Here is a 22,423-nt window from a genome sequence, read left to right as displayed (position 1 = left end):
GGGTCGCGGTCGGCGTTGTCGGTGGGACGGTCCACAATGGTCCGCGTCAGATCCCGTTCATGGTTCATGTTGGTGAAGGAGCCGCAGCAGCGATGGCCCGCCGCAGCACGAAGACGCCGCCGCCCGACGACTTCGAGGAGAGGATCCTCGACATCGACGTCGTCGACGAAATGCAGGGCTCCTTCCTCGAGTACGCGTACTCGGTGATCTACTCCCGGGCCCTGCCGGACGCCCGGGACGGAATGAAGCCCGTGCACCGCCGGATCGTGTACCAGATGAACGAGATGGGGCTGCGCCCCGACCGCGGCTATGTGAAGTGCGCCCGTGTCGTCGGCGAGGTCATGGGCAAGCTCCACCCGCACGGCGACGCGTCGATCTACGACGCACTGGTGCGCATGGCCCAGCCCTTCTCGATGCGTCTGCCGCTGGTCGACGGCCACGGCAACTTCGGCTCGCTGGGCAATGACGACCCTCCGGCCGCGATGCGTTACACCGAGTGCCGGATGGCCGACGCGACGAGCCTGATGACCGAGTCGATCGACGAGGACACCGTCGATTTCTCGCCGAACTACGACGGGCAGGAGCGGGAGCCCGTCGCCCTCCCGGCGGCCTTCCCGAATCTGCTGGTCAACGGCGCGTCCGGGATCGCGGTCGGCATGGCGACGAACATGCCGCCGCACAATCTGGGCGAGGTCATCGCCGCCGCCCGCCATCTGATCAGGCACCCGGGCGCCGATCTCGAGACGCTGATGCGGTACGTGCCGGGTCCCGACCTGCCGACCGGCGGCCGGATCGTGGGTCTGTCCGGGATCAAGGACGCGTACGAGACGGGCCGCGGCACCTTCAGGATCCGCGCCACGGTGACCGTGGAGAACGTGACGGCGCGCCGCAAGGGCCTCGTCGTCACCGAGCTGCCCTTCACGGTCGGCCCGGAGAAGGTGATCGCGAAGATCAAGGACCTGGTCGGCTCGAAGAAGCTGCAGGGCATCGCGGACGTCAAGGACCTCACGGACCGCGAGCACGGACTGCGTCTGGTCATCGAGATCAAGAACGGCTTCATCCCCGAGGCCGTCCTGGAGCAGCTGTACAAGCTGACGCCGATGGAGGAGTCCTTCGGTATCAACAATGTGGCGCTGGTCGACGGCCAGCCGCTGACGCTGGGCCTCAAGGAGCTGCTCGAGGTCTATCTCGACCACCGCTTCGACGTCGTCCGCCGCCGCAGCGAGTTCCGCCGCGGCAAGAAGAGCGACCGGCTGCATCTCGTCGAGGGCCTGCTCGTCGCGCTCCTCGACATCGACGAGGTCATCCGCCTCATCCGCTCCAGTGAGAACTCGGCGCAGGCGAAGGAGCGGCTCATCGCGCACTTCTCGCTCAGCGAGGTCCAGACGCAGTACATCCTGGACACCCCGCTGCGCCGGCTCACCAAGTTCGACCGGATCGAGCTGGAGAGCGAGCGCGACAGGCTGACCGCGGAGATCGCGGAGCTGACCCGGATCCTGGAGTCGGACGCGGAGCTGCGCAAGCTGGTCTCGTCCGAACTGGCCGCGGTGGCCAAGAAGTTCGCCACCGAGCGGCGCACGGTGCTGCTGGAGTCCGCGGGCACGCCCGTTCCCGCCGAGTCGCTTCAGGTCGCGGACGACCCGTGCCGGGTGCTGCTGTCCTCGACGGGGCTCCTGGCCCGTACGGTCACCGGGGAGCCGCTGCCGGACGCCGGCGACAAGCGCACGAAGCACGACGTGATCGCCTCCGCGGTGCCCGCGACAGCGCGCGGCGACGTGGGAGTCGTGACCTCCGCCGGGCGCCTGTTGCGGCTCCCGGTGATCGACCTCCCGCAGCTGCCGGACACGGCCACCGCGCCGAACCTGTCGGGCGGCGCGCAGGTCTCCGAGTTCCTGTCCCTGGAGACGGACGAGTCGGTGGTGTGCCTCACCACCCTCGACGAGGCCTCTCCCGGCCTCGCGCTGGGCACGCTCCAGGGCGTGGTGAAGCGGGTCGTGCCGGACTACCCGGCCAACAAGGACGAGCTGGAGGTCATCACCCTCAAGGAGGGTGACCGGATCGTGGGCGGCAGCGAGCTGCGCACGGGCGACGAGGACCTGGTCTTCATCACCTCCGACGCCCAGCTGCTGCGCTTCCAGGCCTCGCAGGTCAGGCCACAGGGCCGGCCGGCGGGCGGCATGGCGGGCATCAAGCTCGCGGAGGGCGCCGAGGTGATCTCGTTCACCGCGGTGGACCCGGCGGCGGACGCGGTGGTCTTCACGGCCGCGGGCGCCACCGGCACGCTGGACGACTCGGTGACGACGGCGAAGCTGACGCCCTTCGACCAGTACCCGCGCAAGGGCCGGGCGACCGGCGGCGTGCGCTGCCAGCGGTTCCTCAAGGGCGAGGACGTCCTGGTCCTGGCCTGGGCGGGCGCGGCCCCGGCCCGCGCTGCGCAGAAGAACGGCACCCCGTCGGAGCTGCCGGAGATGGACCCGAGGCGTGACGGCTCCGGTATGCCGCTGCCGAAGCCGGTCGCGTCGCTGGCGGGCCCGGCCTCGTAACCGCAGCGCTCATCCACGCAAGCGCGCCCGCCGGACGGCGGGCGCGCTTGCGTCAGTTCCAGGGAATGTTCCGCCAGGGACTGCCCTCGTTCTCCATGAGAAGCCGGTGGGAGGACAGCGAGCCCTCGTAGTAGTGGCCGTACTCCTCGTCGTCGAAGCGCAGGACCCGGCCCATCGCATAGCCCGCCGAGAAGCCCTGCCACGAGTGGTACGCCGACTTGCTCAGCGCACCCGCGTGAACGATCGCCTGCTCCGCCTCGTGCGGGGTGCAGTACCGCGCGGCCAGTCCCCAGCGGGCCACGGAGGCCGCCCGGCCGTAGTCGTACGCGGCGGCCGTGGTGACCCAGCCGTCGTCGGGCAGCAGGCCGTCGGCCCGGAACCTGGCCTCGTACCGCATGATGCGGCGCACCAACTCCTCCATCTCCTTGACGACGGCAGGCGGGGCGCCCCGGTCGTGCAGGGATCCGGCGGCGGTTTCGCGCCACAGATCGGCGGGCGGCTGCTCGCCCGTGCCCCGGCGCAGGGCTTCACGCACCCGCAGCGCGAACTCGGGCTCGGGCGGGCTGTTCGAGTAGTCCAGCAGGGCGGCCATCTGCTGGTGCCAGCTCGCGTTGTCGCTGATCGCCCAGGACTCGCGCAGCATGCGCCTCTGGGCCAGGTAGTCGAGGTAGACCGTGCCGACCTCGTTCCAGGGCACACCGTTGGTCACGGCCAGATGTGCCCCGCACGCGAGCCCGAAGGCGAGCGGGCCGTACAGCGGCCCGGTGTGCAGCGCGGTCAGCCGGTTGTCCGTGGTGCGGTCGTTCTCGGCGTGGTAGCGGCGCCAGACCGCCCGGTGCTCGGGTGACGCCGGAAGGAGGACGGCGGCGGGGGTGCCGCCGTTGACGGCGAGCCAGTGCTTCGGGTTGGACCAGTTGGCCTGCGCCACCCAGTCCAGGGTCACTTCGTGGAACACCCAGTCCGGGTGCCAGGGCGGCAGCATGCCCCGGGTGAGCAGCGGTTTGCAAAGGCCCCCCGTCACCGGATCCTGTACCGCGGGCCAGTAGATCGTGTCCGGTTCGGCGTCGACCTCGTGCCGGGGCCGTGCGATGAACAGCTCCTCGGCGGCCAGTATCCGCAACTGCGCGTCCACGTCTCCGCGCAGCCGGGCCTCGTACAGCAGCCGCTCCACCTCCGTCGGAGGCACCCAGCCCATGTTCATGACCACGGCACGCTCCGGTACGGGCTCCTCGGGTCCTGGGTGAGGATCCGGTGCTGGGCGACCGACTCCTGGTACGTCTGTCCGAACTCCCCGTCGTCGAAGGCGAGTACCCGGGCCAGCGAGTACGCCGCCGAGAACGCGCTCCACGAGCCGTAGGTCTCCCGGCTCAGCCTGCCGGCCGTGAGCACCGCCTCTTCGGCCTCCTGCGGAGCGCACAGGCGTGCGCCGAGACCAATCCGGACGAAGATGATGATCCGCCCGTAGTCGAAGGCGCTGAGCGAGGCGACACGTTCATCAGGACCGAGCACCCCGTCGTCACGGAACCGCTCCTCGTAGCGCTCCGAGTCCTCCCTGGAGTCCTGGGCCCGCCTGCCGGAGAACCAGGCCTCGAGAAGGGCTGCCAGCGTGTCCCGGTACTGGGCGCGGTTCGTCACCTTCCAGGTGCCGCGGAGCATGCCGGCGTCCCTGAAGTAGTCGAAGTACGTCGTGCCGAGCTCGTTCCAGGCCACGCTGTTGTGCAGCGACAGATGCGCACCGCAGGCCAGGCCGTGGGCCAGGGCGCCGTGGACCGGGCCGCCGCGGTGCGTGACGAGCAGCCCGCGCGGCGGTCCGCCGGTCCCGGCGGAGATCTTCAGCCAGGTCTGGCGGTGCGACCGCCTGGCCTCGAGGGTGAGGGCGCAGGGCGTACCGGGGTTGACCGCCAGCCGCCATCGGTCGTTCGGCCAGTCCTGCGCCAGCTCGGCGAGGGTGGTGGACCGGTGCACCCACTCCGGATGCCAGGGCGGCAGCATGCCCGCCGTGAAGACCGCAACGGTCCACCTGCCGGTCCCCGGATCCTTGACCGGTGCGAGCCGGGAAGTGAATCCGGGAGTGTCCGCGTGCAACCGGGGTACGGGCATGAACAGTCTGGCGCGGCAGAGCACGGCGAGTTCCGTCTCCCGGCCGCCGCCCGTTCTTGCTTCGTACAGCAGTTGCTCGGTCTCCGTCGGCGGCGCCCACCCCGTGGTTGTCCCTGTCGTCACGGGATCGATCCTATGAACTGCCCGTATCCATCTGCTCAACGGGCTGGGGCACGTACCGCAGGACGCCCCACATGGTGTGCTCCGCGGGCGCGTCCTGCGGGCCGTCGGCCCTGGCGGCGTCGAGCTCCTTGAGCAGGGCTCCGGTGTCGATGCCGGCGCCGATGAGGACCAGTTGGGTCAGGCGCTCCGCGCCGGACGGCCAGGGCTCCGGGTAGAAGCGGAGGAACCGGCCGACGGCGTGGACGGTGTAGCGGTTGCGGGGGTCGGCCTCGCCGAAGTCGACGAAACCCTTGATCCGGTAGAGGCCTTCGGGCCGTGAGTCGAGGAAGTCCAGCAGCCTGCGCGGGTGGAGCGGGTCGGCGGAGGTGAACGAGACGGTCTCGTAGGCGGCGTGCAGATGGCCGCCGTGGTCGCCGCACGCGTGCTCGTCGTGCTCGTGCCCCTGCTCCTGGCTGTCGTCGAAGAGGTCCTCGAACGACAGCTGGCCCACGCGCTCGCCGCGCGGGCGGCACTCGAAGAGCAACTCGGGATCGACGCGCCCGTACGTCGCCGGGAGCACGGCGGCCCGGTCGGCGAGGCCCACGATCCGCTCGCGCAGCAGCTGCCCGGCCGCTTCGTCGACCCGGTCCGCCTTGTTCAGCACGACCAGATCGGCGATGCCGAGATGCCGGTCGAACTCGGGGTGCCGCTCGCGGGTGGCCTCGAACTCGGCCGCGTCGACGACCTCGACGAGGCCGCCGTACACGATCCGCTCGTTCTCACTGGCCAGGACCATGCGGACGAGCTCCTGCGGCTCGGCGAGACCACTCGCCTCGATGACGATCACATCGAGCCGGGCGGCCGGCCGAGTGAGCTTCTCGAGGAAGACGTCCAGCTCGCTCGCGTCGACGGCGCAGCACAGACAGCCGTTGCCGAGGGACACCGTGGAGTCGCCGAGCTGCCCGGCCACGGTCATGGCGTCGATCTCGATCGCCCCGAAGTCATTGACGATCGCGCCGATCCTGGTCCCGCGACTGGCCCGCAGCAGATGGTTGAGCAAGGTCGTCTTGCCGGATCCCAGAAAGCCCGCGAGGACGATGACGGGGATCTGCTGCGTGCTCAACGCGGTACCTCTCCGGCCTACGACGACATGTCCAGCCCCAGGATATGCGGCGTCCTCAGCCAGGCCGCGGTGTCGTGCGGCAGCCGCCCGGCCGCGTCCAGGGGCCCGCTGGTCAGCAGTACGGCCTCGTGCGCCGGCAGGGCGGCCGGCTCGGCGCCCAGATTGGCCACGCACACCAGCCCGTCCTGCCGGGCGAAGGCCAGTACTCCGGGCCCGGACCGGGGCAGCCACGTCAGCGGCCCGTCCCCGAAGCCCGGTTCGGTGCGCCGCAGCCGCAGGGCCCTGCGGTAGAGGCTGAGCATCGAGCCGGGGTCGGCCGCCTGGCGGTCGGCGGCGTACGAGAACCAGTCGGCCGGCTGCGGCAGCCAGGGTTCGACGGCCGGGGGTGTGCCGGTCCAGGGCAGCGGCACCCGGCAGCCGTCGCGACCAGGGTCGGTGCCGCCGGAGCGGAAGTGCATCGGGTCCTGGATCCGGTCCCGTGGGATCTCCGCCTCCGGGAGGCCGAGCTCCTCGCCCTGGTAGACGTAAACGGATCCGGGCAGCGCCAGCGAGAGCAGGGCCGCGGCCCGGGCGCGCCGGGTGCCGAGCGCGAGGTCCGTCGGGGTGCCGAAGGCCTTGGCCGCGAAGTCGAAGCCGGTGTCCTCGCGTCCGTAGCGGGTGACCGTGCGTGTCACGTCGTGGTTGCACAGGACCCAGGTCGCCGGGGCGCCGACGGGCGCGTGCTCGGCGAGGGTCTCGTCGATCGTGCGGCGCAGCTTCTCCGCGTCCCAGGGGCAGGCGAGGAAGCTCAGGTTGAATGCGGTGTGCAGCTCGTCGGGGCGCAGATAGCGGGCGAAGCGCTCGGAGTCAGGGAGCCAGACCTCGCCGACGAAGACCGCGCCGTACTCGTCGGCGACCGCCCGCCAGGAACGGTAGATGTCATGCAGCTCGTCCCGGTCGATGTACGGGTGCGGGTCACGGCCCGCCCCGAGGTCGGGCAGGTCCGCGTCCTTGGCCGGCAGCGCCGCCGAGTCGATCCGTACGCCCGCGACCCCGCGCTCGAACCAGAAGCGCAGGACCTCCTCGTGCTCACGGCGCACCGCGGGATGCGCCCAGTTCAGATCGGGCTGCTCGGGCGCGAAGAGATGCAGGTACCACTCGCCGTCGCGCAGCCGGGTCCAGGCGCTGCCGCCGAACTCGGACTCCCAGTCGTTGGGCGGCAGTTCCCCGTCCGCGCCACGGCCGGGCCGGAAGTGGAAGAGAGCGCGCTCGGGGCTGCCGGCTCGCGCCGCGCGTGCGGCCCGGAACCAGACGTGCCGGTCGGAGACGTGGTTGGGGACGATGTCGACGATCGTCCTGATGCCCGCCTGGCGTGCCTCGGCGATGAGCTTCTCGGCCTCGACGAGGGTGCCGAAGGCCGGGTCGATGCAGCGGTAGTCGGCGACGTCGTACCCGCCGTCCGCGAGCGGGGAGAGGTACCAGGGCGTGAACCAGAGCGCGTCGATGCCGAGTTCGGCGAGGTAGGGCAGTTTCGCCCGTACGCCGGCGAGATCGCCCGTGCCGTCCCCGTCGCCGTCGGCGAAGCTGCGTACGTACACCTGGTAGATGGCGGCGGAGCGCCACCAGTCCGAATCCGATGCGGACACGTGGATCCTTTCGGGGTGGGAGAGGCGTCAGCCGTTGAGTCCGAGAGACGTCAGCCTTTGAGTCCGCCTGCCGTGAGACCGCTCATGATGTTCCGCTGGAAGATCAGGAAGATCAGCAGTGTGGGCACGGACGCGATGGTGAGGGCCGCGATGAGGACGTTCTCCGGCACTCCGCTGGCGAGCGAGTAGATCCCCACGTTGAGCGTCTGCTTCGTCGGGTCGGGCAGGGTGAGCATCGGCCAGAGGAAGTCCTTCCAGACGCCGACCACCGCGAAGATGGAGACGACGCCCAGGATGGGCCGGGAGATGGGCAGCACCACCGACCACAGGGTGCGCAGCGGCGACGCCCCGTCGATCGAGGCGGCGTCGAGCAACTCCTGCGGGATCGAGTCGAAGAACCGCTTCAGCAGGAAGATGTTGAAGGCGTTGGTGACGGACGGCAGCCAGATCGCCCAGGGCGAGTTGAGCAGGTTGCGTTCCACGATCGGCACGTCCAGGACCGTCAGGTACTGCGGTACGACGAGGACGGTCGCCGGGATCATCAGGGTGGCGAGCATCATCCCGAGGATCGCCTTGCCGAACACCGGCCGGAGCCTGGACAGCGAGTAGGCGGCCGCGACGTCGAGCACGAGCTGGAAGGCGAGCGCCCCGAAGGCGTAGTACAGCGTGTTGAACAGCAGCCGCGCGAGGTCCATCACCTCCCACGCCCTGCCGTACGTCTCCGGGTGCAGGGAGCCGGGAAACAGGGTCGGCGGCGACTGCACGGCCTCCTGGGTGGTCTTCAGCCCGCCGGTAACCATCCAGTACAGCGGTCCGAGGAAGACGACCGTGAAGAGGACGAGGACCAGGGCGAGGACGGTCCAGTAGACGTACCGGGCGCGGGGCCGGGCCAGCTGTGCGGGTGAGATGAGCGTCCGAGTGGTCATGTGCGTCGCGCTCCCCCGTTCATGCGTCGTCGGCGGTGCGGCTGAGTCGTACGTACGCCGCCGAGAAGCCGGCCAGCAGTACGAGCAGGAGCAGGCCGAGCGCCGCCGCGGCCCCGTAGTTGTTGAAGTTGAAGGCGTACTGGTAGATGAGATAGACGACGGTCGTCGTGGATCCCTCGGGGCCCGCGCCGTTCGTCAGCAGGAACGGCTCGGTGAAGACCTGCATCGTCGCGACGATCTGCATCAGCAGCAGGAGCGAGAGGATGAGCCGGGTCTGCGGGACGGTGACGTGCCAGATCTTGCGCAGCACTCCCGCGCCGTCCAGCTCGGCCGCCTCGTAGAGCTCGCCGGGGATGGACTGGAGCGCGGCGAGGTAGATCAGGGTCGCGCCGCCCATGTTCATCCAGGTGGCGGCGATGACGACGGAGAGCATCGCGGTGTCGGGGTCCTGGAGCCACTGCTGCTGCGGTAGGTGCAGGGCGTCCAGGACGGTGTTGAACAGTCCGTACCCGGGGTCGTACAGGTACTTGAAGAGCAGCACGGACGCGACCGGCGGCAGCATGACGGGCAGATAGACCAGCAGCCGCAAGTAGGCCTGGGCGTGCCGGAATTCGTTGATCACGATCGCGATCACGAAGGGAACGGCGAAGCCGAGGACCAGGGCGAGGCCGGTGAAGAGGAGCGTGCCGCGCCAGGCCTGCCAGATGGCGGGGTCGTCGAAGACCGTCCGGAGGTTGTCCCAGCCGGCCCAGGTCGTCCGCCCGTCCTCGGTCTTCTGGAAGGCCAGGAGGAACTCCCTGACCATCGGGTACCAGGAGAAGAAGGAGAAGCAGAGGACGGCGCCGATCAGGAAGGCGTGCGCGGAGAGGTTGCGGCCCAGGGCCCGTACGAACGCCTCGCGGCGCGGGACCGTGCGAGGGCGGGAGGCGGCGTCGCGTACGCGTGCCTCCCGCTGCTCGCCGGCGGGGAGGGTGGGGGCGGACATGGGCTACTGGTTCGCCAGGATCTGGTTCACCTGCTGCTCCGCTGTCGACAGGAGCTTGTCGACGTCGGCGTCCTTGTTCGTGAGTACCCCGGACATCACGTTGTCGAGGACCTTGTAGATCTCCTGGGCCTTGGGCGGCTCGGCCTTGCCCGTGACCGGGTTGTCCATGAAGGTCTTGAAGTTGGCGACCGGCATGGTGGCGTTCTGGGCGCGCTGGGCGTCGTCCTTGGTCTTGCTGTCGTTCAGCCAGAAGTTCGGCTGCGGGAGTCCGACCGGCAGGCCGTCCGCCTTGGTGCGGGCCCAGTCGAACTGGCCCTTGCCGACGGTGAGGTTCTTGAAGTTCAGCCAGGCGATCGCGGCCTTGATCTTGTCCGGGGAACTCCCCTTCTTGATCATGTAGTTGTTGCCGCCGAAGAGGGTGGTCTTCTCGCCGGGGATCGGGCCCATGCCGAAGTTCTCGTACTTCGCGCCGAGTTGCTGGACCATGTACGTGATGTCGTCGGGCGCGGCGAGGAACATCCCGAGCTTGTCGGTCGCGATCTGCTTCTGCAGGTCGCCCCACTTGAGCAGCTGGGTCTGGCCCATGCTGTTGTCCTCCCAGCGCATGGCGTGGAGGTTTTCGACGATCTGCCTGCCGAGCTCGTTGTTGAACGCGGCCTTCTTGCCGCTCGTGTCGACGACGTCGCCGCCGAGGCCGTAGGTGGTGGCGGTGAAGTGCCAGCCGCCGGTGTTCCCCGCGCTGTACTCGCCGAAGCCCGCGATGCCCTTGCCGAGTCCTGCGATGGCCTTCGCGGCGGTGCGGACCTCGGCCCAGGTGCGGGGCGGGGCGTCGGGGTCGAGGCCGGCCTGCTGGAACAGCTTCCGGTTGATCAGCAGACCCATGGTGTAGTTGCTGGTCGGGAGGCCGTAGAGCTTGCCGTCCTTGGTCAGCGAACTCATCACGTCCGGGTCGATGTCCTTGACGGCCGGGACGGACTTCTCGGTGACGTAGGCGGTGATGTCCGCTGCGCCGTCGTTGTCGAGCACCTGCTCCAGGTCGGTGAAGTAGGTGTAGAAGACGTCGGGCTGGGACTTGGCCTTGAGCATCGCGGTGAAGCGCGGCGGCTCCAGGCACTGTCCAGGGGTGGACTTCCCTTCGATCCTGACGTTCGGATACGTCTTGTTGAACGTCTTGACGTCCTCGTTCCACTCCTTGAGCTCGGCCGCCTTGGCGGCCGGCGGCATGCAGTCGATGGTCAGCGTCACCTTGGCCTTGGGGTCCAGGGGCGCCGACGGATCGGAGGAGCCGCCGCCGTCGGAGTCCCCGCCGTTGTTGTCGCTGCTGCTCGTGCCGCAGGCGGCGAGCGCGGTCAGCGCGAGGGCGGAGAGGAAGGCGGCCGCGGAGGTACGGCGCGTACGACGCGTGCGACTCGTAGGACGGAACCGGGCACTGCTCGACCGAGCACTTCTCATCGGTGGTCCCCTTCGGGCATGAGCGTGGAAGCCCCTCGGCGGGCGCCCTGCGGGACAAGGCGTCGTGCGGGGGCGTCGCACACTCAACCACCGGCTTCAGGAAGCCGCAATATGTCGCGCTGATTCTGTAAATGATTGACAGCGGGTTGACAGTGATGCGCAGATCAGCGAGGCGGTTGCGCCGTGGAGCCGCGCACGACCAGCTCGGGCTCGAACAGCAGCTCGTCGGGCGGGACGACACCGCCCTGGATCTGCGCGCAGAGCAGCTCGACGGCCGCCCGGCCCATCGCCTCGATCGGCTGGCGGACGGTGGTCAGCGGCGGTTCGGTGCAGTTCATGAACGCGGAGTCGTCGTATCCGACGACCGAGACCTCACCGGGGACGGCGAGCCCGCGCCGGCGCGCGGCGCGTACGGCGCCCAGGGCGAGCGGGTCGCTCGCGCAGATGATGCCGGTGACCCCGCGGTCCAGCAGCCGCGTGGCCGCCGCCTGTCCGCCCTCCAGGGAGAACATGGAGCACTCCAGGAACTCCTCGGGCAGCTCCCGCCCCGTGGCCCTGGCCGCGGCCTGCGCGGCGGCCCGCTTGCGCCGCGAGGGCACGTGGTCCGGCGGGCCGAGGACGAGACCGATCCGCTCGTGCCCGAGCGAGACCAGATGGCGCCAGGCCTGCTCGACGGCGACGGCGTCGTCGCAGGCGATGCAGGGGAAGTCGAGGTTCGCGATGGAGGCGTTGATGAGGACGACCGGGATCTTGCGCTCGGCGAGCCTGCGGTAGTGGTCGTGGGGGGCGTCCGCCTGCGCGAAAAGACCGCCGGCGAAGACGACCCCCGACACCTGCTGCTGGAGCAGGAGGTCGACGTAGTCCGCCTCGGAGACCCCGCCCTTGGTCTGGGTGCAGAGCACCGGGGTCAGCCCCTGCTGGGCGAGCGCACCGCCGATGACCTCGGCGAACGCGGGGAAGATCGGGTTCTGCAGCTCCGGCAGGACCAGTCCGACGAGCCTGGCGCGCTCGCCGCGCAGCTGGGTGGGCCGCTCGTAGCCGAGCACATCCAGGGCGGTCAGCACGGCCTGCCGGGTGGCGTCGGAGACGCCGGGCTTGCCGTTGAGGACCCGGCTGACCGTGGCCTCGCTGACTCCCACCTTCTTTGCCACCTGAGCAAGTCGTCGCGTCATGTACGCAAGACTAGCGCAAGCCATGCAAATGGCTTGCGCTAGTCTCCACATCTTCGGAGGTCGCCTAGGGATTGATGTTGATCTTGAAGGTGGAGGTGGTGTTCCTGATGTCCTGGGCGTTGTTGCCGAACGTCAGCCCGTTGAAGGTGACCTCGCCGACCGCGGGGCCCTGGCCGTCCTCGGGCATCTCGTTCACCCAGAGCCCGAAGCCGGACTTGGCGTCGAAGGCGTCACCGCTCTTTCTCGCCCCGCTGATGGACACATCGGTCAGGATGCTGTCCTTGATCGGGTACAGCGACTGGCTGCCGTTGTACTTCGTCTGGAACATGATCCCGGAATAGGTCGGATCGGTGATGTCCAGGCCGGTGATCCTGATGCCCTGGAACTCGTACTCCGCCGAGTACATCCACAGTGCAGGGAAGGTCTGGTTGCCCCAGAAGTGGCCACCGGTCCGTTCCAACGTGATGTTCTCGAACGTCGACCGGGTGCTGCCGAAGCCGAGCGCCGGGATCGGGCCGAACTTCAGCGTGGCGATGGTGAGTCCGGAGTACGTGAGCGTGTCCGCGACATAGGCGTTGCGCACGGTGTTGCCGCTGCCGCCGTAGACGGCGATTCCGGCCGCCCGCCAGGTCAGCAGCGAGGTGATGTTCTCGTACACGTTGCCGGTCTCGTCCGCGTTGACGATGTCCACGGCCGGGAAGAGCGCGAAGGCGTCGTCCCCGGTCGTACGGGCCTCGACATTGCTGACCAGGTTGTCGCTGCTGCCGTTGGTGAAGTTGAGACCATCGGCGTACATGTCTCGGATACGGGAGTTCTTGATGGTGATGCGGTCCGTGTCCGTGCCCCAGTAGAGGCACATCATGTGCTCGACCCACACATTGTCGATGGTCATGTTCGAGACCTTGGCCCAGTCGAAGACCTTGCCCGGTCCGTCGTTGCGTGCGGTGTAGTTGCCGAAGAAGCCGAAGCCGGAGAACGACGAGCCGTTCGCGGTCGCCTGGACGTCGAATCCGGCGTCCGTGTTCTCCTGGTCGGCCGGGGTGGCGAAGCGGCTGAACCACGGCCCCGCGCCGACGACCTTGACCGGCTTTCCGTACACCTGGAACTTGTTGGACGTCTGGTACGTGCCCGGCGGCAGATACACGCCGACGAGCGTGTCCGTCGTGTCCATCCGCACCTTGTCCAGGGCGTTCTGCACATCCTGGTGGCTGGTTCCGGCCGGGACGGTGTACGCCGCCGGGTCCGGGTTGGGCGCCGCCGTGACCTGCTCCAGGTTGACGAAGTCGATGGCGTACGTGTGCCCGTTGGTCGCGTCCTTCTGCAGCCGGATCCTGCTGCCCGCCTGGACGGTCTCGCCCAGCATGACGTTCGCCTCGTCGTAGATGTGGCGCGGTGCTCCGGCGCCCGGTGAGTTGCCCGGGCTCGCCTCGGCGCCGTACTGCCACATGTACTTCGAGGTGAGGTCGATGCTCTTGCGGAAGGTGCCGTCGACGTAGATGTTGAGCGTGGAGCTGATGCCTCCGCCGCTGGGTGCGTCGGGGATGGAGAAGCGGGTGACCAGGGTGTTGGCGGCGGCCCGGGTCGTGAACTCGACGTAGTTGCCGGTGTTGTCGAGGGTGACGGCCTTGCGCCCCGACGCCTCGCCCGCGAGATCGCCGATGGTCCGGTTCGGGCCGATGATCTGGGCGCCGCCGCCCGCGACACCGTCCTCCGCCTCGTACATGTCGTACGGCATGTTCGCGCCGCGCCCGACGAACAGCGGTTTGGTGCCGGTGTTGTTCGCGCGCTTCACCGGCAGTTCGTTGGCGTCGTCCGCGATCACCACCTTGACGGTGTACGTGCCGTCGGCGGCCGGCCACGTGCCGAGGTTCACCGGGGAGGCCGTGGCACCGGGGGCGATGGTTCCGGTGTGGGCGCCCGTCAGGGTCTTCACGGTCGTGCCGGCCGCATTGGTCACGGTCAGGGTGATGCCGTGGCTGCCGCCCGCGGACGCGACCGTGCCCTGATTCCTGAGCGCGACGGAGAAGGTGACGGTGTCACCGCCGGCCGGGGCGCTCGGCGACCAGTTCACCGCGGCGGCGACCAGGTCGGAGCTGTCGACCGGCTTGACGACCAGCGGAACCGCGGCGGTGAAGGAGTTGTTCGTCTCGTTCTGCTCGATGACCGTGTTCGCCTCGTCGACGACCGCGCCGAGCGGGTACGTACCGGCGTCGCGCGCCCCGATTCCGGCGCTGACCGTGGTGGACGCACCGGCCTCGAGAGCGCCGACCGCCGCCGTACCGACCGTGGATCCGCCGAGCCGGAAGGCCACGGCCGTGGCCCCGGAGGGCGCCGGTCCGGTGTTGCGTACGGTCGCGGTCAGGGTGACCGGATCCGACTCGACCGGTGCGGTCGGTGCGGCGGTCAGCGCGGTGATCTGGAGGTCGGGATTCGGCGCCGGGACGCCGATGACCTGGAACTCCGCGACCTGTCCCGCGGGCGCTCCGGTGTTGGAAGTGATCTTCAACTGGACGTCGGCGACCCGCGCGGAGACTGGGATGGTCACGGTGTTCCCGGTCGCCGGGTCGAAGGTGTGGTCGTTGGCCGGCACCAGGCTGCTGTAGCCGGTCTCGTTCTGCTCCCGGCCGAGGACCTGGATGTTCTGCGTCCGGGTGCCCCACGCGCTGTCGGGGTCGAGCAGCAGCTTGATGGTGCTGATGTCGGCATTGGCGCCGAGCTCGACGGTGAGGGTGTTCGGATAACTGCCCGGTGCGCCCTCCCAGTAGGTGGTGGCGCTGTTGTCGTTGGCGTTCTCGGCGACGAAGGTGTGGAGATGGCCCGAGGCCGTGATCGGATTTCCGACGGCGAGGTTGGAGCCGGTGCCGCCGCTGCCGTTGCGGGTCACGGAGTTGCTGTTCCCCGATCGGTTCCCGGCAGCGTCCTTCGCGCGCACGTAGTACGAGACGGTCACGCTCGCCGACTGGGTGTCCGTGTACGTCGTCACATTGCCGGCCACGCTCGCGCGCAGGGAGTTGTCGGCATAGATCTCGTAGCCGGTGACGCCGACGTTGTCCGTGGACGCGCCCCAGGTCAGTTTGATCTGGCCGGCGGCGGGCTCGGTGAAGGCCAGGTTCGAGGGTGCGGTGGGCGCCTGGGTGTCGCCGGTGGCACCCGTGCGGGTCACCGTGTTGCTGTTCGCCGACTGGTTCCCGGCAGCGTCCTTCGCGCGCACGTGGTACGAGACGGTCACGCTCGCCGGCTGGGTGTCCGTGTACGTCGTCACATTGCCGGCGACGCTGGTGCGCAGCTCGTTGTCGGCGTAGATGTCGTAGCCGGTGACGCCGACGTTGTCGGTGGCCGCGTCCCAGGTGAGCCTGATCCGGCCGGTGGCGGGCTCGGTGTAGGCGAGGTTGCGTGGCGCGGCCGGCGCCTCGGTGTCCCCGCCGGCCGGGCCGTAGATCTCCAGCTCGGACAGCTGCCCCGCGGGCTGCACGGTGTTGGCGGTGAAGAGGACGCGCAGATGGCGGGTGGTGACGGCGCCGAAGGAGATCGTCACCGACCGGCCGTTGGCGGCGCCGAACTCGTACCCCTGGGAGGCGGTGAGGTCGGTGAAGTCCGTGCCGTTCGAGCTGATCTGGAGACTCAGCGTCTGGGTCCTGGTCCCCCAGCCGTCAGGGAGCCGCAGCACGGCGCGGTCGATACGGACGGAGGCGCCGAGGTCGACCCGGATCCACTGGGGCAGCGCGTTGTTCTCGCTCTCCCAGTAGCTCGCCTTGTTGCCGTCGTTGGCGTTGGCCGCGGTGTACGTCTGGGTGTGGCTACTGGCGGTGAGAGTCCTGCCGAGGGCGAGGTTCCCGGAGGACGTGCCGCCCGCGAACACCTCGAGCTCGGACAGCTGAGCGGCCGGCCAGCCGGTGTTGGCGGTGATGTGGACGCGTACGTACCGGGCGTCGGCAGCCGGGAAGGCGATGGTCACCGCGTTTCCGTCACCGGGGGCGAAGGTGTACGCCGCGGAGGCCCTGAGGGTCGCGAAGGCGGTGCCGTCGGTGCTTCCCTGCACGGAGAGGCTCTGGCTGCGGCTCTCCCACCCTGCGGGCAGACGGAGCACGACCTGGTCGATGCGGGTCGCGGTGCCGAGGTCGGCCTGGACCCACTGGGGGAAGGCGGTCCCGGCACTCTGCCAGTAGGTGGCCGGGTTTCCGTCGGTGATGTTGGCGGCTGGGTACTGGCTGTGCGCGCTGCCGGCGGCTGCGGGACGCCCGGCGGCGGCATTGGGGCCGCCCACCGCGGACGCTCCGGTTAACGGCAGGCCGAGCAGCATCAGACAGGCGGCGATCATGGCGGTCAGAACCCGCCATCTCGAGCATGGGTTTCTCATCGGTCCCCGATCCCTGGGTCGACATGCGTTTGTGCATGGAGAAACTGAGCTATTTGCGGTCTGCCGTTGGAGAGTTGCAGAGATATGCCAAGGCGTCCACAGTTCAGTTCGGCCGTCAGTGGCCGGTGCGAAGCCTGAGCGCCTCAGCCGCTGAACTGGCACATCGCGTTACCAGCAGCTTTCTGCGGGCGCGTACGGAACGCGACAGCGGGCTTGCAATTCACGCAAGCGGCTTGCATGAATTGCAGAGAGCGGTACGGAGGGATTTCCCGAAGCGTGTCCCGGCCCTCTACCGTGCATATGTATGAGCCCCGCACCGACGAGCCCCGCAGGCGCACCCTCGAGACGGCGGCGGTTCGGCTGGCCGCGGCGGGTCTTCGCGCAGGTCCTGCTGATGCAGCTGGCCATCGCCACCGGCGTCACCGTGCTGGCCACCGGCCTGTTCCTGGCCCCGCTGAGCGCCCAGCTCGACGACCAGGCGATGCGGCGTGCGCTGGCGATCGCCGAGACGACCGCCTCGCCGCGGGTCGCCGAGGACCTCCTCAGCTCGCAGCCGTCCGTGCGCGGCCCGGTGCAGCGGGAGGCGGAGCGTATCCGCCTGGCCGCGGGAGCCGAATACGTCGTGGTCATGGACAGGCGCGGCGTGCGCTGGTCGCACACCGACCCGGATGAGATCGGACGGGTCGTCTCCACCGATCCCAGCCAGCCGCTCGCGGGCAGGCACGTCATGGAGATCGACAGCGGTACCCTCGGCCGCTCCGCACGCGGCAAGGTCCCGCTCCGCGACGACCAGGGCCGGATCATCGGTGCGGTCTCGGTCGGGATCGAGTACGACAGCGTCCGCGACCGGCTCCTCGCCGCGATCCCGGGGCTGCTCGCCTACGCGGGCGGTGCACTGGCCGTCGGCGCCCTGGCCGCGTACGTGATCTCCCGGCGGCTCCAGCGGCAGACCCACGACCTGGCCTTCTCCGACATCTCGGCTCTGCTCGCCGAGCGCGAGGCGATGCTGCACGGCATCCGGGAAGGGGTCGTCGCCCTCGACGGGTCCGGCCGGATCCGGCTGATGAACGACGAGGCGCAGCGCCTCCTCGGCCTCGGGCCGGCGGCCATGGGGCGCCCGCTCGACGAGGTCCTCGGCGAGGGCCGCACGACGGATGTGCTGGCCGGCCGGGTCACCGGCGAGGACCTGGTGACCGTACGCGGCCATCGCGTACTGATCGCCAACCGGATGCCCACGGACGACGGCGGCGCCGTCGCCACGCTCCGCGACCGCACCGAGCTGGAGCAGCTCGGCCGTGAGCTGGACTCCACGCGCGGGCTGATCGACGCGCTCCGCGCCCAGGACCATGAGCACGCGAACCGTATGCACACGCTGCTCGGGCTGCTGGAGCTGGAGATGCACGAGGAGGCCGTGGAGTTCGTGACCGAGGTCGTCGGTGTGCACCGGGCCACCGCGGAGCAGGTCACCGAGAAGATCCACGATCCGCTGCTGGCTTCGCTGCTGGTCGGCAAGGCGACGGTCGCGGCGGAGCGTGGCGTGTCGCTGCGGATCGCGCCCGGGACGCTGCTGCCCGACCGGCTGGTCGACCCGCGGGGGCTCGTCACGGTCGTGGGCAATCTCGTCGACAACGCGCTGGACGCGGCTGCCGGCTCCGACGATCCGCGGATCGAGATCGAGCTGCACGGCGAGGGGCGTACGGTCGTCCTGCGGGTCTCCGACAGCGGGCCCGGTGTCCCGGCCGACCAGCGCGAACTTATCTTCATCGAGGGCTGGTCCACGAAGGAGCTTCCCGCGCACGGAAAGCGGGGCCTCGGGCTGGCGCTGGTGCGGCGTTTCGCGGAACGGCAGGGCGGCAGCGCCCGGGTGACCGAGGCGGGGGCGGCCATGGGAGGCGGCGCCGAGTTCACCGTCGTACTCCCCGAGGCGCTGGCCGAGCCGGGACTGGAGCCGGGACTCGCGACCGTGGGAGAGACACGATGACTGCGCTGCCCGGCACCGACGCCGGCGCCGGCGCCGGCGCCGATGCCCTGATCGACGTCCTGGTCGTGGACGACGACGTCCGGGTTGCGGAGATCAACGCGGCGTATGTGGCCAAGGTGCCGGGCTTCCGGGTCGTGGCACTGGCCCACTCGGCCGCGGAGGCACTCGCCCGGGTCGCCGAAGTGCCGGTGGATCTGATCCTGCTGGACCACTATCTGCCGGACGAGAACGGGCTCTCGGTGGTACGGGAGCTGCGCCGCCAGGGGCACCAGACCGACGTGATCATGGTGACGGCGGCCCGCGACGTCGCCACCGTCCAGGCGGCGATGCGACACGGCGCGCTCCAGTACCTGGTGAAGCCCTTCACCTTCGCGGACCTGCGCACCAAGCTGGAGGCCTACGCCGGCCTCCGCAGGACCCTGGCAGGCGGCGGCGAGGCGGAACAGGCCGAGGTGGACCGCATCTTCGGCGCCCTGTCCACCACGAGCGCCCCCGATCTCCCCAAGGGCCACTCCCCGACCACGGCCGAACTGGTCCGCAAGGTCCTGCTGGCCGCCGACGCCGCGCTGTCCACCCAGGAGATCGCGGAGCGGGCCGGTGTGAGCCGCCAGACCGCCCAGCGCTATCTGAAGCTCCTGGAGCGCTCCGGCCGGGTGCGGCTGTCGTTGAGGTACGGCGAGACAGGGCGCCCGGAGCATCGGTACAGGTGGGTGGCGAGCGCCTAGCCCGCACCCCGCCTCCCCCGTCACCTCGCCGCCTTCCCCCGGCACCCCTCAGAGCCGCCCACCGATCGAGCGCGCGGGGGGCCGTTCGCATCGTCCGGAGGTTCCGCCCGGCACCTGACACCTTTTGCCGACGCCGTCGACGAAGGCGCGTCAGTGGTGGCCGTGCCGGCCGAGGGTCTCCACGGGGGTCGCGCCGGGGCGGGTCCACTGCGGCACGGGCCGGCTGGTCGGGCCCCAGGTGGCGACGCCGTCGGCGTCCGAACGCCAGTACCAGCAGGCTTGGCGGCCCTCGGACGGGTACCCCTCGCGGACATCGCCGATCACGGGCCAGCCCTCGGGGTTGTCCTCCCACGCCTCGCCGCGGCCGTAGGGCGTCATGTCGAGCAGGCCGAGGGACCCGTTGACCGGCTCGTTGCCACGGCCCGTTGTGGAGTAGGTGAGGAACACGCGGTCGCCGTCGCGCAGGAAACAGACGATGTGCCCCATTTCTCCGCCGACCGGCGCCTCCACGCCCCGCACCGAGTACCAGGGCTGGGTGTAACCCATGAACTCGACGTAGGGAGCCACCTCGTCCCACGGGCCCGAGGTCAGGACGGCGAACGAGACGCCCCGGGCGTTGAGGTAGACGGCGTCCTTCACGTGCCAGGCCGTGGTGGTGCAGCCCTCGCACTGCCCCTGGTGCGGTGCGCCGTCGTACCACATGTGCTGGTAGACCACGAGCTCGTCGCGACCCTGGAACAGGTCGAGGAACGGGACCGGCCCGTCAACGCCGGTGACCTCGACCGCGCCGTCGAGCTCGACCATCGGCAGCCGCCGCCGGGCCGCGGCGATCGCGTCGCCCTCACGGGTGTGCGCCTTCTCGCGGACCAGCAGCTCCTCGCGCGCCGCCTGCCAGGTGGCCAGGTCGACGACTGGCGGCTTGCCGGGGAGGTTGCTGCTCGCGTTGCCGGGCGTGGTCGTCATGGTGTCCTCCGTGGTGTCCCGTATCGGGCAGCGTCGTACGACGTCCTACGACGCTCACCAGAACAGACTCGCGACCCGGCCGGAACTCATCGCGGCAGGGGCGCCCTCGGCCGAGCCTGCACGGACCACGTCGGGCTGACAAGTTCACAGACGCGCTCTCAGACGGCGCCCGCCCCCGTCAGCGCCCGAACCTCCGTCTCGGCGTGCTTCGCCGCGTCGGGCTCCTCGGAGGAGGCGACCGTGCCGATCCAGCCCGCCAGGAAGCCCAGCGGAATGGAGACGAGCCCCGGGTTCTGCAACGGGAAGATGTGGAAGTCCACCCCGGGGAAGAGGGATTCGGGGCTGCCCGACACCACCGGCGAGAGCAGCACCAGCAGCATCGCGGGGATCAGCCCGCCGTACACCGACCACACCGCGCCACGTGTTGTGAAGCCGCGCCAGAAGAGCGAGTAGAGCAGCACCGGGAGATTGGCCGAGGCGGCGACCGCAAAGGCCAGGCCCACCAGGAACGCCACATTCAGATCGCGGGCGAGCAGGCCGAGCGCGATCGCGGCCGCGCCGATGCCGACCGCGGCGACGCGTGCCACCGCGACCTCGCTGTACTGCTTCGCGTGGCGGCGCTTCAGCGAGGCGTACAGATCATGCGCGACCGAGGCCGAGGAGGCGAGTGTGATCCCCGCGACGACGGCCAGGATCGTCGCGAAGGCCACCGCCGCCACGACGGCGAACAGCACCGTGCCTCCGGTGGAGCCCGCTCCCCCGCCGAGGTCGAGTGCGAGCAGCGGAACCGCCGTGTTCCCCGCGGCGTTCGACGCGCGCACCTCGTCCGTGCCGAGGATGGCCGCTGCGCCGAAGCCGAGCACGATCGTCATCAGGTAGAAGCTCCCGATGAGACCGATGGACCAGACGACCGAGCGGCGGGCGGCCCGCGCGGTCGGCACGGTGTAGAAGCGGGACAGGATGTGCGGCAGGCCGGCGGTACCGAGCACGAGCGCGAGCCCGAGGCTGATGAAGTCGAGCCGTGCGGTCCAGTCACCGCCGTAGCGCAGGCCGGGCGAGAGGAAGTCCTTGCCGTGGCCGCTCTGTTCGGCAGCGGAGTTGAGCAGCTCGTTGACATTGCCGTGGAAACGCGTGAGGACGAGCACCGTGAGCGCGATCGCGCCCGCCATCAGCAGCACGGCCTTGACGATCTGGATCCATGTAGTGGCTCGCATCCCTCCCAACGACACATAGATCACCATCAGGGCACCGACACCGATGACGGTCCATGAGCGCGCGGCTTCGCTCGTCCCGCCCAGGAGCAGCGCCACCAGGCTGCCCGCCCCCACCATCTGCGCCACCAGATAGAGAACGGACACGGTGACCGAGGAAGTTCCCGCCGCGATACGGACAGGCCGCTCGCTCATCCGGGCGGCGACGACATCGGCGAGCGTGAACCGGCCGCAGTTGCGCACGAGTTCGGCGACGAGGAGCAGAACGACCAGCCACGCGACGAGGAAGCCGACGGAGTAGAGCATTCCGTCGTAGCCGTACAGCGCGATGAGTCCGGAAATGCCGAGGAAGGAGGCCGCGGACATGTAGTCGCCTGCGATGGCGAAACCGTTTTCCATGGGCGAGAACAACCGTCCGCCCGCGTAGAACTCCTCCGCCGAACCGCGCCGGTTGCGGCTGACCCAGGTGGTGATGGCCAGGGTCACCGCGATGAAGGCGCTGAAGAGCAGCAGGGCGAGGGTCTGGTGGTCGCCGGTCAACGCTCGTTCCCCCGTGCCGTCTCCCGGTCCCCGACCGGCTCCTTGGAGCGTGTCTGATCGAAGACCGTCCACCGCAGATCGAGCGCGGCACGGTCCCTGCGGAGCCTGGCGTGCCGGGCGTACGCCCAGGTGAGCAGGAAGGTGCTGAGGAACTGCCCGAGCCCCGCCACCATGGCCACGTTCACCGCGCCGGCCACGGGCCTGGCCATCAGCCCGGGGGCGGCGGTGGCAGCGACGACGTACGCCACGTACCAGACGAAGAAGACGGCGGTGGCCGGGACGACGAATCGTCGGTAGCGGCTGCGGACTTCCTGGAAAGCCGCACTGCGCTGGACCTCCTGATAGATGTCCGTCGCGCTGTGCCGGGGCGCGCCGCCCGCGGCCCCCGGGGCCGGCACCGCGGGCACGGGCACGCCCGTTCCGTCCAGTTCGCCCCAGCCGGAGGCCAGCGCGTCGTACCACGGGTCGTCGAGCCGCACCGCCCCGGCGTCCCGGCCTTCCTGCATCTCCACGCTCAACTCTCCTTGTCAGCGAACCGTTTCGGCCGCTTGCCCAAGGATGGACAGAACGGGGAGATCCAGGACTCTTCTCTTCCCTCGCTTCACCCCATCAGGTGAC

The 22,423-nt window shown here is 69.8% G+C and carries 15 protein-coding genes; 3 read left to right on the top strand and 12 right to left on the bottom strand.

Features of this window, described 5'->3' with window-relative positions; all coding sequences use genetic code 11:
• The first annotated feature begins 92 nt into the window (after positions 1-92).
• Positions 93-2,543 carry a DNA gyrase/topoisomerase IV subunit A gene (locus tag ACWCXB_RS22570; protein ID WP_450725249.1) on the top strand — a complete coding sequence of 817 codons (2,451 nt, stop codon included), beginning with the start codon at positions 93-95 and terminating at the stop codon, positions 2,541-2,543.
• Between the two features lie 52 nt (positions 2,544-2,595).
• Here the strand turns inward: ACWCXB_RS22570 and ACWCXB_RS22565 are convergent, their stop codons facing one another.
• The 9 genes from ACWCXB_RS22565 to ACWCXB_RS22525 all read right to left on the bottom strand — a co-directional run bounded on the left by ACWCXB_RS22565 (position 2,596) and on the right by ACWCXB_RS22525 (position 16,385).
• Complete coding sequence (locus ACWCXB_RS22565) at positions 2,596-3,738, bottom strand: DUF1266 domain-containing protein (protein ID WP_450725283.1); 1,143 nt, start codon at positions 3,736-3,738, stop codon at positions 2,596-2,598.
• Between the two features lie 2 nt (positions 3,739-3,740).
• Positions 3,741-4,766 (bottom strand): DUF1266 domain-containing protein, encoded by a 1,026-nt coding sequence (locus tag ACWCXB_RS22560; protein ID WP_450725248.1) that lies wholly within the window; start codon positions 4,764-4,766, stop codon positions 3,741-3,743.
• Positions 4,767-4,776: 10 nt separating this feature from the next.
• Entirely contained in the window at positions 4,777-5,868 is a 1,092-nt protein-coding gene (locus ACWCXB_RS22555; RefSeq protein ID WP_450725247.1) for a CobW family GTP-binding protein, read from the bottom strand.
• 17 nt (positions 5,869-5,885) lie between these two features.
• Positions 5,886-7,493 carry a glycoside hydrolase family 13 protein gene (locus ACWCXB_RS22550; RefSeq protein ID WP_450725246.1) on the bottom strand — a complete coding sequence of 536 codons (1,608 nt, stop codon included), beginning with the start codon at positions 7,491-7,493 and terminating at the stop codon, positions 5,886-5,888.
• A 50-nt stretch (positions 7,494-7,543) separates the two neighbouring features.
• The gene (locus ACWCXB_RS22545; RefSeq protein ID WP_450725245.1) at positions 7,544-8,419 is read right to left on the bottom strand and encodes a carbohydrate ABC transporter permease; all 876 of its coding nucleotides are present in this window, start codon (positions 8,417-8,419) and stop codon (positions 7,544-7,546) included.
• A 19-nt stretch (positions 8,420-8,438) separates the two neighbouring features.
• Positions 8,439-9,404 (bottom strand): carbohydrate ABC transporter permease, encoded by a 966-nt coding sequence (locus ACWCXB_RS22540; protein ID WP_450725244.1) that lies wholly within the window; start codon positions 9,402-9,404, stop codon positions 8,439-8,441.
• A gap of 3 nt (positions 9,405-9,407) precedes the next feature.
• Positions 9,408-10,856, bottom strand: coding sequence for an extracellular solute-binding protein (locus ACWCXB_RS22535; RefSeq protein WP_450725243.1), 1,449 nt, complete (start codon positions 10,854-10,856; stop codon positions 9,408-9,410).
• Between the two features lie 164 nt (positions 10,857-11,020).
• The gene (locus tag ACWCXB_RS22530; protein WP_450725242.1) at positions 11,021-12,028 is read right to left on the bottom strand and encodes a LacI family DNA-binding transcriptional regulator; all 1,008 of its coding nucleotides are present in this window, start codon (positions 12,026-12,028) and stop codon (positions 11,021-11,023) included.
• 64 nt (positions 12,029-12,092) lie between these two features.
• Entirely contained in the window at positions 12,093-16,385 is a 4,293-nt protein-coding gene (locus ACWCXB_RS22525; RefSeq protein WP_450725241.1) for a discoidin domain-containing protein, read from the bottom strand.
• 304 nt (positions 16,386-16,689) lie between these two features.
• Between ACWCXB_RS22525 and ACWCXB_RS22520 the strand changes: the two genes are divergently transcribed.
• Positions 16,690-18,366 carry a sensor histidine kinase gene (locus ACWCXB_RS22520; RefSeq protein ID WP_450725240.1) on the top strand — a complete coding sequence of 559 codons (1,677 nt, stop codon included), beginning with the start codon at positions 16,690-16,692 and terminating at the stop codon, positions 18,364-18,366.
• A 47-nt stretch (positions 18,367-18,413) separates the two neighbouring features.
• The gene (locus ACWCXB_RS22515) at positions 18,414-19,091 is read left to right on the top strand and encodes a response regulator (RefSeq protein ID WP_450725282.1); all 678 of its coding nucleotides are present in this window, start codon (positions 18,414-18,416) and stop codon (positions 19,089-19,091) included.
• 150 nt (positions 19,092-19,241) lie between these two features.
• Here the strand turns inward: ACWCXB_RS22515 and ACWCXB_RS22510 are convergent, their stop codons facing one another.
• From ACWCXB_RS22510 to ACWCXB_RS22500, 3 genes are all read right to left on the bottom strand, one after another.
• Positions 19,242-20,054 carry a DUF899 domain-containing protein gene (locus ACWCXB_RS22510; protein WP_450725239.1) on the bottom strand — a complete coding sequence of 271 codons (813 nt, stop codon included), beginning with the start codon at positions 20,052-20,054 and terminating at the stop codon, positions 19,242-19,244.
• A 158-nt stretch (positions 20,055-20,212) separates the two neighbouring features.
• Positions 20,213-21,805: a solute symporter family protein gene (locus ACWCXB_RS22505; protein ID WP_450725238.1), complete on the bottom strand. Its 1,593-nt coding sequence runs from the start codon at positions 21,803-21,805 to the stop codon at positions 20,213-20,215.
• Positions 21,802-22,317 carry a DUF485 domain-containing protein gene (locus ACWCXB_RS22500; protein ID WP_450725237.1) on the bottom strand — a complete coding sequence of 172 codons (516 nt, stop codon included), beginning with the start codon at positions 22,315-22,317 and terminating at the stop codon, positions 21,802-21,804. The genes ACWCXB_RS22505 and ACWCXB_RS22500 overlap by 4 nt, the downstream gene beginning before the upstream one ends.
• Positions 22,318-22,423: the final 106 nt, after the last annotated feature.

This window comes from Streptomyces sp. NPDC001514, assembly GCF_053597075.1.
The sequence above is the reverse complement of the archived record's forward strand: the minus strand, read 5'-3'. Positions and strand labels throughout refer to the sequence as shown.

Coding starts and splice junctions, on each gene's coding strand:
- ACWCXB_RS22570 (WP_450725249.1), top strand. CDS start 93: ATGGCCCGCCGCAGCACGAAGACGCCGCCGCCCGACGACTTCGAGGAG.
- ACWCXB_RS22565 (WP_450725283.1), bottom strand. CDS start 3,738: ATGGGCTGGGTGCCTCCGACGGAGGTGGAGCGGCTGCTGTACGAGGCC.
- ACWCXB_RS22545 (WP_450725245.1), bottom strand. CDS start 8,419: ATGACCACTCGGACGCTCATCTCACCCGCACAGCTGGCCCGGCCCCGC.
- ACWCXB_RS22540 (WP_450725244.1), bottom strand. CDS start 9,404: ATGTCCGCCCCCACCCTCCCCGCCGGCGAGCAGCGGGAGGCACGCGTA.
- ACWCXB_RS22535 (WP_450725243.1), bottom strand. CDS start 10,856: ATGAGAAGTGCTCGGTCGAGCAGTGCCCGGTTCCGTCCTACGAGTCGC.
- ACWCXB_RS22530 (WP_450725242.1), bottom strand. CDS start 12,028: ATGACGCGACGACTTGCTCAGGTGGCAAAGAAGGTGGGAGTCAGCGAG.
- ACWCXB_RS22525 (WP_450725241.1), bottom strand. CDS start 16,385: ATGAGAAACCCATGCTCGAGATGGCGGGTTCTGACCGCCATGATCGCC.
- ACWCXB_RS22520 (WP_450725240.1), top strand. CDS start 16,690: ATGAGCCCCGCACCGACGAGCCCCGCAGGCGCACCCTCGAGACGGCGG.
- ACWCXB_RS22510 (WP_450725239.1), bottom strand. CDS start 20,054: ATGACGACCACGCCCGGCAACGCGAGCAGCAACCTCCCCGGCAAGCCG.